Below are 14,119 nucleotides of genomic sequence, written 5' to 3' on the forward strand. Positions count from 1 at the left end.
GCTGCCCCGGCCCGTCGTCGTACTGACGGTCGTCTACTGCTTGAGCATGTTGTCCAGCAGCAGGGCGCACCGGATCAGACCCAGGTGGCTGTACGCCTGCGGGTGGTTGCCCAGCCCGCGCTCGGCCAGCGGGTCGTACTGCTCGGGGAGCAGCCCGGTCGGGCCGGCGGTGAGCACCATCTGCGCGAACAGCTCCTCGGCGTCGGTGCGGCGGCCGGTGCGCAGGTACGCCTCGATCAGCCAGGCCGTGCAGATGTGGAAGCCGCCCTCACGGCCGGGCAGGCCGTCGTCCCAGTGGTAGCGGTAGACGACGGGCCCGCTGCGCAGGTCCGCCTCGATCCGCAGCACCGTGGACAGGAAACGCGGGTCGTCGCCCGGGAGCAGGCCGGAGAGCCCGATCCAGAGCGACGAGGCGTCCATGTCCTCGTCGCCGTACGCGACGCTGTACGCCTCGACCTCCTCGTGCCAGCCGTGCTCCAGCACGTTGGCGGCGATCCGGTCGCGCAGGTCCTTCCACTCGGGCCGGTCCTCGCCGCCGTGCTGGCGCATCACGTGCAGCGCCCGGTCGACGGTCATCCAGCACATCACCTTGGAGAAGATGTGGTGCCGGGGTGGCAGCCGGGCCTCCCAGATGCCGTGGTCGGGCTCGTGCCAACGGCGGCGGACGGCCTCGACCATGTTGTCCAGCACCCGCCACTCGTCCTCACGGACCGAGCCGCGGGCGTCGGCGACCGCCGCGATCAGGTCGGCGATCGGGCCGAAGACATCCAGCTGGAGTTGGTGGTTGGCGAGGTTGCCGACTCGGACCGGTCGGGAGCCGGCGTACCCGGGCAGGGTGTCGATGACCGCCTCGGCGCCCAGCTCGTAGCCGTCGATGGTGTAGAGCGGGTGCAGCCGCTCCGGGTGCCCGCCGGTGCGCTCGATGCAGCCGTCCACCCAGCGCAGAAACCCCTCGGCCTCCTCGATGGAACCCAGGTCGACCAGCGCGCGGGCGGTCAGTGCCGCGTCGCGGAGCCAGCAGTAGCGGTAGTCCCAGTTGCGGACGCCGCCCAGCTCCTCGGGGAGCGAGGTGGTCGCCGCGGCCAGGATCGAACCGGTGGCCTCGTGGCACAGCCCACGCAGGGTGAGCGCGCTGCGGGCGACCAGGTCACGGGAGGTGGACGGCAGCCGCAGCGAGGCGACCCAGTCCTTCCACGGCTGCTCGGCCGCGGCCTGCCGGTCGTGGATCGGCACCCGGTGATGCTCCAGGCTGTGCGTGCCGAAGCGCAGCTCCAGCACGATCTGCCCGCCGGCGGCGGAGAGATCGACGACCGCCTTGGCGTTCTCGTAGCCGCCGTCGTTGCCGACCTGCCACTCCACCCCGGGGGAGTAGAGCGCGAACGGCTCGTTGGAGCCGAGCACCAGCAGGCCGTCGCCGAGCGGCTGCAACTGCACGGCGACCTGACCGAACTCGGGCCGCGGCGCGAATTCCAGCCGGACCCGGCCGCTGCCGGTGAGCACCCGGATCAGGGTCGAGTCGCCGGTGACCACCACCGGGCCGTCCGGGGTGGTCTCCCGGGCCGGCTTGTCCAGCCAGTCGGTGACGGTGAGCCCGGACCACCGGGTCTCCACGGTCATCGTGCCGGAGCGGTAGCGCTGGCCCAGCGGGATGCCGCCGCGTTCCGGGGTGATGCTGAAGTGGCCGGCCGGGCTGCCACCGACCAGGTCGGCGAAGATCGCTGCCGAGTCCGGTTTGGGGTGGCACAGCCAGCTGACCTTGGCATCGGGGGTGAGCAGCGCGACGGTGCGGCCGTTGGACAGCATGGAGTGCCGCTCGATCGGCACCGCCCGCTCGCCGAACAGCCAGTGCCGGCGGGTCTCCAGCAGCAGCCCGAGGGCGCGGGCCGCCTCGAGCGGCTCGGCCACCCGGTAGCCGGCCTGGGTGTCCCCGGGACCGATCTTGATGCCGAGGTCCGGGCCGTGCAGGTTGCCGAACGCGTTCTCGTCGGTCACGTCGTCGCCGATGAAGAGCACCGCGCTGGCCGCGAGCTGGGTCCGCAGCTGGTCGACCGCGGTGCCCTTGTGGGTGGCCACCACGGAGAGCTCGATGACCTCCTTGCCCTGGGTGACCGTGACGTCGTCGAAGGTGGCCGGCCCGTTGCGGACCGCCTCGATGGCCGCGGCGGCGATCTGCGGGTCGACCCCCCGGGTGTGCACCGCGACGCTGGCCGGCTTGCGTTCCAGCCGGATGCCGGGGTGTTCGGCGGCGATCTCGCGCAGCGCGTCCCGGACCCGGTTGCGCACCGCGACCAGCTCGGGGGAGAGCCGTTCGACGAAGCCGATGTCGAACTCGGAGCCGTGGCTGCCGACGAGGTGCACCTCGCTGGGCAGCCGGGAGAGTGCGGCCAGGTCGCGCAGCGCCCGGCCGGAGACCACCGCCACGGTGGTCTGCGGCAGCGCGGCGAGCGCGCGGATCGCGGCCACCGACTCGGGCAACGGTACGGCCGTGCTCGGGTCCTCCACGATCGGCGCCAGGGTGCCGTCGTAGTCGCAAGCGATCAGGAGCTGGGGGACCCGGGCGATCCGGCCGATGGCGGAGCGCAGCTCGGGGTCCATCACTCCGGTGGTGATCGCCGCTCCGTCGTTGACGGACGTGTTCACGCGGCCTCCGCCTCGGAGACTCCAAGCTCGGTGAGGAAAGACTTGGCCCAGTGCCCCACGTCGTGGGTACGCAGGTGACGTTGCATTGTCCGCATCCGGCGGCGCGCCTCGGTTTTCTCCACGTGCACGGCCCGGAGCAGGGCGTCCTTGACCGCGTCCGGGTCGTGCGGGTTACACAAAAAGGCCTGGCGCAGCTCGGTGGCGGCGCCGGCGAATTCACTGAGCACGAGCGCGCCACCCTGGTCGGCGCGCGATGCGACGTACTCCTTGGCCACCAGATTCATTCCGTCTCGCAGCGGGGTCACCATCATCACGTCGGCAGCAACGTACATCGCGGCCAGTTCACTGCGACTGTACGACTGATGCAGGTAGTGCACCGCCGGCACGCCGACCCTGCCGAATTCACCATTAATCCGACCAACTTCACGCTCCACCTTGACCCGAAGCGCCTGGTAGTGCTCGACGCGTTCCCGGCTCGGTGTGGCCACCTGCACCATAACCGCGTCCGGGACTGTCAACTTTCCGTCAGCCAGCAGCTCGCGGAAAGCCTTCAGCCGCAACTCGATGCCCTTGGTGTAATCCAGGCGGTCCACGCCCAGGATTATCGTCTTCGGGTCGCCCAGTTCTGCGCGAATCTGCTTGGCGCGGGCCTGGACCGCCGGGTCGGCGGCCATCCGTTCCATCTCCTGCGTGTCGATCGAGATGGGGAAGGCGCCAGCCTTCACCTGCCGGCCGTCGACCTGGATCATCTGCCCCTCGTAGCGGAGCCCGAGCAGGTGCCGGGCCAGCCGGACGAAGTTCTGTGCCGCCAGCCGCTGCTGGAAGCCGACCAGATCGGCGCCGAGCAGGCCGCGCAGGATCTCGGTGCGGAACGGCATCTGCATGAACAGCTCGATCGGCGGGAACGGGATGTGCAGGAAGAAGCCGATCCGCAGGTCCGGCCGCAGCTCCCGGAGCATCGCCGGGACGAGCTGGAGCTGGTAGTCCTGCACCCACACCGTCGCGCCCTCGGCCGCGACGTCCGCCGCGGCCTCCGCGAACCGTGCGTTGACCAGGCGGTACGCCTCGCGCCAGCGGCGCTTGTAGGCCGGCGTCTCCACCGCGTCGTGATAGAGCGGCCAGATCGTCGCGTTGGACTGGCCCTCGTAGTAGCGCTCCAACTCCTCGGCGCTCAACGGGACCGGGTGCAGCCGGATGCCCTCCAGGTCGAACGGCTCGGGGGCGGCACCGGTGCCGCCGGCCCAGCCGACCCACGTCCCCTGGTGCTCGGCGAGCACGGGATGCAGCGCGGTGACCAGCCCGCCGGGGCTGCGTCGCCACTGCCGTCCCTCAGGTGTGCTCACCTCGTCGACCGGCAGACGGTTCGCCACTACGACAAAGGAGCTACGGACGGTCACGATCGGCCACCTCCGGGTACTGACGGGTCCACCGCGATGAGCGTACTGAGCGTAGCTGCGGCCTCTGTTGCCCCGTGCCGGAGTTCCGTACCCGGGCGGCGGCGGCTGAATCGGAATCGTGATCTTGTTGACAGGGTGGTTCGGTGAGCGGCACGACGTACTCCTGGGGCGGGGTGATGTGGGCGAAGCGGGCCGTACCTGTCAGGATTGACGATGGCGTGCGCGCGGCCGGCTTCCGGCCGGCGGCGGGCGGAGTCGCAGCCCGCGCCGCGCCGCCGATCATGCGACAGCAACCGACGGAGGTAGCCCGCACCGTGGCCCAGTTCATCTACGTCCTGGAAAAGGCGCGCAAGGCGCACGGCGACAAGGTCGTGCTCGACAACGTGACGCTGAACTTCCTGCCGGGGGCCAAGATCGGTGTGGTCGGCCCGAACGGTGCCGGTAAGTCCAGCCTCCTCAAGATCATGGCAGGGCTGGACAAGCCGAGCAACGGCGAGGCCCGGCTGATGCCCGGCTACACCGTGGGCATGCTCGCCCAGGAGCCCCCGCTCAACGACGCCAAGACCGTGCTCGGCAACGTCGAGGAGGCGGTCGCCGAGACCAAGGCCAAGCTGGAGCGGTTCAACAAGATCGCCGAGCAGATGGCCACCGACTACTCCGACGAGCTGATGGAGGAGATGGGCAAGCTCCAGGAGGAGCTCGACCACGCCGACGCGTGGGACATCGACTCCAAGCTCGAGCTGGCCATGGACGCCCTGCGCTGCCCGCCGCCGGACGCCGACGTGACCCAGCTCTCCGGTGGTGAGCGCCGCCGTGTCGCGCTCTGCAAGCTGCTGCTGGAGGCGCCCGACCTGCTGCTGCTCGACGAGCCCACCAACCACCTGGACGCGGAGAGCGTCTCGTGGCTGGAGCAGCACCTGGCCAAGTACGCCGGCACCGTCATGGCGATCACGCACGACCGGTACTTCCTCGACAACGTGGCCAACTGGATCCTCGAGCTGGACCGCGGCCGGACCTTCCCGTACGAGGGCAACTACTCCACGTACCTGGAGAAGAAGGCCGCCCGGCTGGCCGTCGAGGGTCGCCGTGACGCCAAGATGAAGAAGCGCCTCACCGAGGAGCTGGAGTGGGTCCGGTCCAACGCCAAGGCCCGGCAGACCAAGTCCAAGGCCCGCCTGGACCGGTACGACGAGATGGCCACCGAGGCGGAGAAGACCCGCAAACTGGACTTCGAGGAGATCCAGATCCCGCCGGGCCCGCGTCTTGGCAGCACGGTCATCGAGGCGTCGCACCTCACCAAGGGCTTCGGCGACCGGGTGCTCATCGACGACCTGTCGTTCTCGCTGCCGCGCAACGGCATCGTCGGCATCATCGGCCCCAACGGTGTCGGCAAGACCACGCTTTTCAAGACCATCGTCGGGCTGGAGCAGCCGACCGACGGTCAGGTCCGGGTCGGCGAGACCGTCTCGTTGTCGTACGTCGACCAGAACCGGCAGGGCCTCAACGGCGACAAGACCGTCTGGGAGGTCGTCTCCGACGGGCTGGACTACCTGATGGTCGGCAAGGTCGAGATGCCGTCGCGGGCGTACATCGCCGCGTTCGGCTTCAAGGGGCCGGACCAGCAGAAGCCGACCAAGGTGCTCTCCGGCGGCGAGCGCAACCGGCTCAACCTGGCGCTGACGCTGAAGATCGGCGGCAACGCCATCCTGCTCGACGAGCCGACCAACGACCTGGACGTGGAGACCCTCTCCAGCCTGGAGAACGCGCTGCTTGAGTTCCCCGGCTGCGCCGTGGTCATCTCCCACGACCGGATGTTCCTGGACCGGGTCGCCACGCACATCCTGGCCTGGGAGGGCGACGACCAGAACCCGGCGAAGTGGTTCTGGTTCGAGGGCAACTTCGAGGCGTACGAGAAGAACAAGATCGACCGTCTCGGCGCGGAGGCCGCCCGGCCGCACCGGGTGACCTACCGCAAGCTGACCCGCGACTGACCGGCCGACAAGGTGTCTGACCGGTTCGTCTACCACTGCACACTGCGCTGGTCCGACCTGGACGCGTACGGCCACGTCAACAACTCGCGCTTCCTCACTCTGTACGAGGAGGCGCGGGTGGCGTTGATGTTCGCCGGCGGCCGCGCCTGGGGGGTCGGCTCGTTCGCCGACGGGGTGGTGATCCGCCGGCACGAGGTCGACTACCTTCGCCCGGTCGACTACGCGCTGGGTCGGGCCACCGCGGAGGCCGCGCCCACGGTCCGGATCGAGCTGTGGGTGGAGGAGATCCGGGCCTCCCGGTTCACCGTCGCCTACGAGCTGTACGACGGCGAGGTGCTGGCCAGCCGGGCCCGCTCGGTGCTGGTGCCGTTCGACCTGACCCGCCAGGTGCCCCGGCGGATCACCGCCGAGGAGCGTGCGTTCCTGCTCACGTACGCCCCGCAGGGCGGCTCGGCGTGACCCGGTCGGGCACCGCGGGGCCGGACCGCGCGGAGGCGCCGACGCCCGGGCACGGCCTCACCGGAGTGGCCGACGCGGGCGCCTTCCTGGCCCGGCTGGTCCGGCTGGATCCGGTCGCGCCGGTCCGGCTGCGCCCGGCCGACGCCGCCGGCCGGGTCGCTCTCTGGGCGCGGCTGCCGTGGCAGGTGCTGGTGGTTCGGACGGTGGACGGCGGTCCGGCCGACGGCGGGTCCACGGACGTCACGGTGGCGGCTTCCGAGCTGCTGGCGGAGCTGGAGCGCGGGGGCGCGGCCCTGCCGGCACGCCGGGACGCGCAGTGGCGGTGGCCGCTGCCGCCGCCCCGCAGCAGGCCGGTGGAGGCGCTGCCCGCCGCGGAGCTGTGGCGGATCGCGGGCGCGGCGGCCGGCACCCTGCGTGCCGCGAGCGAGCACGGCGTGGCCGGCCGCGCGGTGGGCCAGCGCGCGTTGCGCGACGCACTGCTCGACCACGTGGCCGTGCTGGTCACTCCGGACAACCCGCCCGGCCCGCCGGTGGAGGTGTCGCAGCGACTGGTGCAGGGGCTGATCCGGATGGGCTTCCTGGGCACCGCTGACCGCCCGGCGGGCCCGCCCGCGGAGGCCGGCGCCGTGCAGGTGCGAGTGGCCGGCCGTTGGGTCGGCCTGGTGGGACCATACGGAGCGGCCTGGTTGCAGAAGGCCACGGATCTCGCCGTGACGCCCCTCGCAACTCGTCCGAACGGATGACCCCTGGTCATTCTTCTGGGCTGGGGCAGTCGTTGGGGGGATGCTTCAACCCGGCTGTCCGGGTACCGTCCATCCTCGGATCCAACGCACCGTAGGCGGCTGGATCCGCTGGGGAGTGAGGTGCGCGAGCGATGCCGTGGTGGTCATGGCGCCCGGGTCCCGCCGAGGGCGGCGATCCGGAAACCCGAAGCGGGATCACAGTGGAGAGCGCGGTCCGGGTCGGACCGCCCAGCCCTCGCCAGCCCGGGGATGACTGCCCGGGCAACGAGCGGCCCGTGTTGACCGAGATGCCGGCCACCGTCGAGCCGGTGAGCCTGCGCCGAGTCTGTGACGCACTCGATCTGCTCGACGTGCGATACCTGGCCGACGGCGACGGCAACCTGCTGGCCATGTGGGAGCGGCACGCCGTGCTGGTCACCCTCGAGGGGCCGGAGGACGAGATCCTGGTGATGCGGGCCCGTCCGCACGCCACGGTGCCGCCGGACTGGGCCGACCGGGCCTACCGGGTGGTCAACGAGTGGAACCACACCCGTCGCTTCTGCAAGGCGTACATCGGTGACCCGACCGAGCGCGGGCAGCTACCGATCTACGCCGAGCTTCAGGTGCCGCTCGCTGCCGGCACCCACGACGCGCTGCTGGTCGAGATGCTCGACTGCGGCGCCGCGGTGGCCACCAGCTTCGTGGACTGGCTGCACGACGAGGGCGCGCTGCTCTGAGGCCGCCGGGCGGGCGCGGGAACGGGCCCGTCAGGCGCCGTCGGCCGCATCCTCCGTGGCGTTGACCATGAAGTACGCGGCCCGCTCCAGGTAGTCCCAGAGCGCGCCGGCGACCTGCGGCTCCAGGTCGAGCCGGTCAACGGCACGGCGCATGTGCCGCAGCCAGGCGTCCCGCTCGGCCAGGCCGATGCGGAACGGGGCGTGCCGCATACGCAGCCGCGGGTGCCCTCGCTGGGCGGAGTAGGTGTTCGGGCCGCCCCAGTACTGCATGAGGAACAGGGTCAGCCGGTCCGCCGCCGGGCCCAGGTCCTCCTCGGGGTACATCGGCCGGAGCAGGGGATCGGTGGCGACGCCGGCGTAGAACTCGTCCACCAGCTTGCGGAAGGTGGGCTCGCCGCCGACCGCCTCGAAGAGGGTTGTCGACGCACCGGGACGGTCGGATTCGCCTGCGGGGTTCACCGTTCCATCCTGCCAGGTGTGACCTGCGCCAGGCCGACCCGGACGCCGTGCGTCGGGTCACGCGGGGCCTGCTCCGGTTGGAGCCCCCAGGGGCTGGCTCAGGTGACCGCGTGCCGGCGGCGGCCGTCACCGGTGCGCGGCTCGGGGCCCGCCGCCGTGCCGCCGGAGGTCGGGTCGTCCGGGTCTGGCTGGCTGACCGGCGACTCGGCGTTGGCCGCGGTCGCCGACGCGATCGCCCCGTTGACCGTCTGCTGGTCCGGCCACCGCAGCGCGGCCACCACCATCAGCAGCACGCCGGCCGCGCTCCACACCCCGACCACCAGCGGGATGTCGAACCGCTCGGCGAGCAACCCGGTGACCAGCACCGCCACACCCTGGATGACCTGCACACCAGTGGCCATCACACCGAACGCGCGGGCTCGGAAGGCGGCGGGCAGCGCCTGGACGAACAGCCCGTTGGCCATCGGCAGCATGCCGGCGACCGCGAACCCGCAGAGGGCCGCGAGCAGCGCCACCACCAGCGGCGGCGGGTCGAACAGCGCCGGCACGAGCACCAGGGGGGCGAACACGGCCAGCGGCCGCATCAGGGCGAGCCGGCGGGCCGGGCCGAACAGTCGGCTCACCAGCAGCCCGCCGAGGATGAATCCGACCGGGTTGGCCACCATGATCACCGCCTGCGCCAAGCCCGCGTCCAGGTCGCCGCCGGCGTCCTTGTTGGCCCAGGCCGCGGCCAGCCCCTCCGGAACGATCGAGAAGAGCATCGCGCTGAACACCAGCACCGCGATCGCCCGCAGCACCGGTGTGCCGAACACGATCTGGAACCCCTGGGCGGTCTCGCGGAGCAGGTGGCTGCGGTGCTCGGTGGTCATCAGCGGGGCCCGGTCGCGGACACCCAGGCGGACGAGCAGCGCCGAGGCGGCGAAGGTCAACGCGTTGATCAGCAGCGCGAGGGCCGGGTCGATCGCGGCGACGGCGGCGCCGAGCAGGTAGCCGACGACCTGGGCAGCCTGCCCGACGCTGCTGTTCAGCGACAAGCCGACCACCAGCCGGTCCCCGGCGAGGATCTGCGGTATCAGCGCGGACTTCGCCGCCTGGCTGGGAGGGTTGGCCAGCGTGGCGGCGAAGATCAGCACCAGCACCGCCGGGACGGGCAGGTTCGGGATGGCGATGAGCAGCATCAGCGCCATCCGGATCACGTCACACGCCACCATCACCCGCCGGTACGGGTACCGCTCGGCCAGCGCGGCGAGCAGCGGGCCACCGAGCAGCCAGGGCAGGTAGCTGACCGCGAAGGCCGCGGCGGAGAGCGCGACGGACTCGGTCTGCTGGTAGACGAGCAGGGTGACGGCCGCCTTGGCGACGTAGTCACCGACCCAGGAGAGGGCACCGGCCGTGAAGACGGCCCGGAACTCGCGTTGGTCGAACACCTCGCGGAAAGTGGCCGGGCCTTCCGCGGAAGGTCGCTCGTCGGGCACCGTCGCCTCCATCGGCCCCCGGGGAGACCGCTCGTGGCAGCCCGGCCGGGAACACTCGTCAGATCTACGGATCAGCGAGGATGTGATCACGCTCCGGCGGGAACGCGTGCTCCGGATTCTGCCCGATCGTCTGACAACTAGCTAGCGCGAACGGATCGTTCGTCGCATCCCCGACTGAACGAACGGACGATACCTGAGGGGCCGGGTGGCCCGCGACCCCTGGATTCGCGGACAGTGCCCGCCGGGTCAGGTCGCGCCGCCCTGACCAGTCTCGCCGTCCGCCGGCGGCCGGTTCAGTAGACCGGGATAGATGCGGGAGGTGGCGATCTGTGCGGTGATCCCCGAGTTCTCCAGCGCCTCCGCCAGCCGCCGGCGCAGCTCCCGTCCCACCGCGAACTGCCCGTCGGCGGTCGTCTTCACCACCGTCCGGATCACCGCGCCGTCCACCGTCATCTGTTCGACGCCCAGCACCTCCGGCGCCTCCACGATTTCCGGCGACAGCTCCGGGTCCACCGCCAACGAGGCTGCGGCGGTCCGCAGGACGGCGGTCGCCTCCTCGGTGCCGCTGAAGCCGATCGGGAGGTCCACCACCACCAGGGCCCACCCCTGGCTCTTGTTGCCCACCCGGATGATCTCGCCGTTGCGGATGTACCAGAGCACACCGCGACCGTCGCGCACGGTGGTGACCCGCAGCCCGACCGACTCGACCACACCGGTCGCCTCGCCCAGGTCGACGGTGTCACCCACGCCGTACTGGTCCTCGATCAGCATGAACAACCCGGCGATCAGATCCTTGACCAGGCTCTGCGCGCCGAAGCCCAGCGCGACGCCGGCGATCCCGGCGCTGGCCAGCAGCGGAGCCAGGTCGAAGCTGAACTCACGCAGGATCATCAGCAGCGCGATGCCGAAGACGAACGCGGTGGTCAGGCTGCGCAGCACCGAGCCGATCGCCTCGGCCCGCTGCCGGCGCCGCTCCGGCACGAACTCGGTCGGGTCGGCCGCGGCGGTGGGCACCCGTTCGCGCAGCGGCCGCAGCATCGTCGGCACCGCACCGTCGGTGGTGGTCCGGACCAACCGGTCGATCGTCCGGTGCAGCGCCCAGCGGGCGACCATCGCCAGCGCCACGATCAGCAGCACCCGCAGCGGCTTGAGCAGAATCCAGTAGCTGCCCTCGGCGAACCAGGCCGAGTGGGTCATCCGGTACAGGAACTCGCAGGAGGAACTGCCCTGGCAGTTCACCGACGTGGCGGTGGACAGGGCAAGGGGCGTCACGCTGGCGGCACTCACCCTGTCTTCGTACCGTAAGGAAGCCGAGCGCCCGCCGCCGACCCACCGGCCGGGTGAGTTCGCGAGGCGTCGGTCGCAGATCTCGATCTCGGACCGTCACCTGACAGCCGAGAGCCTCCTGGCGCAGCCGGTAACGGCACAGTTCGCCCAGGCCACAGCAGTGATCCGTCCCGGTGCGGGTGATCCGCTTACCAGAAGAGAGATTAGTACGTGCAATCCGGGGTCCGATCAGGGACTATTGGCGCAACGGACGTCGGTGATCGGACCGACGTCGACCGTGTGGGCCGTCGTGCCCCACCCCGGTCGGCGGCGGCGCCCAGCAGCCGCTGAACCGGGAGGGTGAGCGCGATGCCTGACATACGACCCACGGTGGGCTCCGGCGCGTTGGTCCTCAACGCCACCTACGAGCCGCTGTGTGTCGTGTCGGTGCGTCGAGCCGCGATCCTCGTCCTCTCCGCCAAGGCGGTCTGCGTCGCCGACGGTGACGGCATCCTGCACAGCGCGCGGGACGCGCTCCCGGTGCCGTCGGTCGTCCGGTTGACCCGCTTCGTCCGGGTCCCCTACCGCACGCACGTCGGCCTGTCCCGTCGGGCGATCTTCGCCCGGGACGGGTGGCGGTGCGCCTACTGCCGAGGCCCGGCGGAGACCATCGACCACGTCTTCCCGCGGAGCCGCGGCGGCCGGCACGCCTGGGAGAATGTGGTCGCCGCGTGCGCGCGGTGCAACCACACCAAGGGCGACAAGACCCCGGCCGAGCTGGGCTGGCGGCTGCACGCCCTGCCGGCCGCGCCGAAGGGCACCGCCTGGCGGGTGCTCGGGCACCGGGCGCCCGACCCGCGCTGGGCCGACTGGCTCGACCTGCGAGAGCCCGAAGCCGCCGCCTGACCCGACACCAACCTCAACCATCACGAGCCTTGACCAACGACGCGAAGACCACGACGTTGTCCGAGTAGCCGGTCTCGCCGCCGACCCAGCGGCCGCCGCAGGTGATCAGCCGTAGGCTCGGGCGGCTGAAGTCGCCGTACACCTCGTCCACCGGCAGTCGCCCCTTGTCGAATCGCTCCACCGAATCGACCTCGAAGACGGCCACGCTGCGGTCGGAGCGGTTGACCTCGATCTGATCTCCGGAACGCAGCTCCCGCAGCTGGTGGAAGACCGCCGGCCCGCTGGTGGTGTCCACGTGCCCGACGATCACCGCCGGGCCGTACTGGCCGGGTGTGGGGCCCTGGTCGTACCAGCCCGCCTCCTGAGCGCGGGCCGCGTCCGGCACGGCGATGGTGCCGTCCGCGGCGATGCCCACGTCATGCACCGGCGCCTGCACATCCAGGGTGCGGATGGCGAGACTCGTCGGGCGGCTGGCCGGCAGCACCGGGAACTTCTTCGGCGGCGGACGCAGGCCGGCACTGAGCCGGTCGGGCAGCATGCTGATCCCGGTCACCTGCTCGACGCCGAGCATCGCCACGATCAGCAGCATCAACGCGGCAACGGCCAGCACCGGCACCCCCGGTCCGGTGCCCAACCGCCGCCTGAGCAGCGGCGACCCGGCCGGGCGGCGTGGCGGCAGCGGGCGTGCGGCCGGATCGGTGGTGGCGACGCTGGCCGACACCGCCTCCCCCGAGACCCGGCGCAGCCGGTCGGAGGCGCCGGCCAGCAGCCGGCCGTAGGCGCGCAGCGTCGCTCCGGCCCGGAAGCGGGCACCGCGGTCCGGCCGCGCACGCGCGGTTCTGCGGCTCATGGCTGATCCGGCTCAGGAGCCGGCCCCGGTCCGACGCCGGCCCCCGGCCACGCCGAGCGCGACCGCGGTGGCCACCAGCGCCACCCCACCGAGCACCAGCAGCGATCCGGTGCCGCGACCGCCGGCCGTGCCGCCGCCCCCGGTCGCCGGTCCCTTGCTGGGCGAGGCCATGTTCAACACGGTCAGCGTGGTCGAGGCCCGCTGGCCGTTCTGGCAGCGCAGTTCGACCGGGTAGTCGCCGGGCTCCTTGTCGCCCGGGACGGTGACCTCACCGGTCAGGAAGCCCTTGTCCGGTCTGAGCATCACGTGCCCGAACGCGTCGGAATGCACGTTGGCCTGCTCGTTGTTGTTGTTGTCGCAGCTCGCCCGGATATTGACCCGGCTACCGGCCTGGACGCTGTTCGGCGTCACCTCGATGAAGGCGTTCTCACCGGCGCGCGCCGGCGCGACCGACATCAGGACGAATGCCCCGACCAGCCCGATCAGTGTCAGGGCGGCCGAGAACGCGCGGTTGATCGTGCGAAGACCCTGCATGATTTCCCCCTCCCGGCGACGACCGCCGGAACCCTCCCCTGGGCACCGCGCTGATTTCCCGCTGGCCCGGGGGCAAACCCGCAGGCGGGCAGGGTGCAGGTGGGGTCAGCGGCGGCGGAGGGGGGCGCCGGCGGACGGGAGCGGGGTGATCGGCTGCCAGTCCAGCGGGGAGGACAGGACCATCGTGCTCGACGGCTGCCCGTACGGGGCGAGTCTGTCGATGACCGCCTCGAACTCGCCGATCGAACCGGCCGCCACCTTGAGCATGCTGCACGCGTCCCCGGTGATCCGGTGGATCTCCAGGATTTCCGGCCAGCCGGCCACCGCGGGGTCGTGCAGGATGCATCGCGCGCCGTAGCAGGACATCCGGATCAGGGCGACCACGGTGCGGCCGGCCCGGGTCAGGTCGACGTGGGCGTGGTAGCCGGTGATCACCCCGGCCTCCTCCAGTCGTCGGACCCGCTCGGCGACCGCTGGTGGGGACAGGTGCACCCGCCGGGACAGCTCGCTGAAGGAGAGCCGGGCGTCGGCCTGCAACTCGCGCACCAGCGCCCAGTCCATGTCGTCCACGCTCAGACCTTACTTTCGTGAACCGGATTCGCCCACCTGCCTTTGGTTCGGCAGCGGAAGAGGGCAAGAGCCGTTGATCCGGCATTCCGTACACCGATCTGACCGCGAGATCA

The 14,119-nt window shown here is 71.4% G+C and carries 13 protein-coding genes; 5 read left to right on the top strand and 8 right to left on the bottom strand.

Translation table 11 applies throughout. The features are described 5' to 3' along the window. Positions 1–33: 33 nt before the first annotated feature. Together otsB and KBX63_RS07875 are read right to left on the bottom strand one after the other, a co-directional pair. On the bottom strand, positions 34–2,595 hold the full coding sequence (otsB, locus tag KBX63_RS07870; protein ID WP_210910205.1) for a trehalose-phosphatase: 2,562 nt from the start codon (positions 2,593–2,595) through the stop codon (positions 34–36). Between the two features lie 41 nt (positions 2,596–2,636). Next, positions 2,637–4,037, bottom strand: a complete 1,401-nt coding sequence (locus tag KBX63_RS07875) for a trehalose-6-phosphate synthase (protein ID WP_210910034.1) — start codon at positions 4,035–4,037, stop codon at positions 2,637–2,639. 314 nt (positions 4,038–4,351) lie between these two features. Between KBX63_RS07875 and ettA the strand changes: the two genes are divergently transcribed. The 4 genes from ettA to KBX63_RS07895 all read left to right on the top strand — a co-directional run bounded on the left by ettA (position 4,352) and on the right by KBX63_RS07895 (position 7,946). Further along, positions 4,352–6,028, top strand: coding sequence for an energy-dependent translational throttle protein EttA (gene ettA / locus KBX63_RS07880; protein ID WP_210910207.1), 1,677 nt, complete (start codon positions 4,352–4,354; stop codon positions 6,026–6,028). Positions 6,029–6,040: 12 nt separating this feature from the next. Further along, the gene (locus KBX63_RS07885; protein ID WP_210910036.1) at positions 6,041–6,487 is read left to right on the top strand and encodes a thioesterase family protein; all 447 of its coding nucleotides are present in this window, start codon (positions 6,041–6,043) and stop codon (positions 6,485–6,487) included. Further along, positions 6,484–7,230, top strand: a complete 747-nt coding sequence (locus KBX63_RS07890; protein ID WP_210910038.1) for a hypothetical protein — start codon at positions 6,484–6,486, stop codon at positions 7,228–7,230. Before KBX63_RS07885 ends, KBX63_RS07890 begins: the two co-directional genes overlap by 4 nt. A 131-nt stretch (positions 7,231–7,361) precedes the next feature. Next, entirely contained in the window at positions 7,362–7,946 is a 585-nt protein-coding gene (locus KBX63_RS07895; RefSeq protein ID WP_210910040.1) for a YbjN domain-containing protein, read from the top strand. 30 nt (positions 7,947–7,976) lie between these two features. Here the strand turns inward: KBX63_RS07895 and KBX63_RS07900 are convergent, their stop codons facing one another. The 3 genes from KBX63_RS07900 to KBX63_RS07910 all read right to left on the bottom strand — a co-directional run bounded on the left by KBX63_RS07900 (position 7,977) and on the right by KBX63_RS07910 (position 11,119). Further along, positions 7,977–8,405, bottom strand: a complete 429-nt coding sequence (locus KBX63_RS07900) for a globin (RefSeq protein WP_210910042.1) — start codon at positions 8,403–8,405, stop codon at positions 7,977–7,979. 98 nt (positions 8,406–8,503) lie between these two features. Further along, positions 8,504–9,892, bottom strand: coding sequence for an MFS transporter (locus KBX63_RS07905; protein WP_210910044.1), 1,389 nt, complete (start codon positions 9,890–9,892; stop codon positions 8,504–8,506). A 234-nt stretch (positions 9,893–10,126) separates the two neighbouring features. Beyond that, entirely contained in the window at positions 10,127–11,119 is a 993-nt protein-coding gene (locus tag KBX63_RS07910; RefSeq protein ID WP_374102196.1) for a mechanosensitive ion channel family protein, read from the bottom strand. Between the two features lie 396 nt (positions 11,120–11,515). Between KBX63_RS07910 and KBX63_RS07915 the strand changes: the two genes are divergently transcribed. After that, entirely contained in the window at positions 11,516–12,052 is a 537-nt protein-coding gene (locus KBX63_RS07915) for an HNH endonuclease (RefSeq protein ID WP_074313833.1), read from the top strand. Positions 12,053–12,065: 13 nt separating this feature from the next. Here KBX63_RS07915 and KBX63_RS07920 read toward each other — a convergent pair whose 3' ends face one another. The 3 genes from KBX63_RS07920 to KBX63_RS07930 all read right to left on the bottom strand — a co-directional run bounded on the left by KBX63_RS07920 (position 12,066) and on the right by KBX63_RS07930 (position 14,006). Beyond that, entirely contained in the window at positions 12,066–12,839 is a 774-nt protein-coding gene (locus KBX63_RS07920; protein WP_247661945.1) for a class F sortase, read from the bottom strand. Positions 12,840–12,914: 75 nt separating this feature from the next. Continuing rightward, on the bottom strand, positions 12,915–13,436 hold the full coding sequence (locus KBX63_RS07925) for a hypothetical protein (RefSeq protein ID WP_210910055.1): 522 nt from the start codon (positions 13,434–13,436) through the stop codon (positions 12,915–12,917). 105 nt (positions 13,437–13,541) lie between these two features. Next, positions 13,542–14,006 (bottom strand): Lrp/AsnC family transcriptional regulator, encoded by a 465-nt coding sequence (locus KBX63_RS07930; RefSeq protein ID WP_210910056.1) that lies wholly within the window; start codon positions 14,004–14,006, stop codon positions 13,542–13,544. Positions 14,007–14,119 lie beyond the last annotated feature (113 nt).

This window comes from Micromonospora sp. U21 (assembly GCF_018070045.1).
In the GTDB taxonomy this organism is placed as follows: domain Bacteria; phylum Actinomycetota; class Actinomycetes; order Mycobacteriales; family Micromonosporaceae; genus Micromonospora.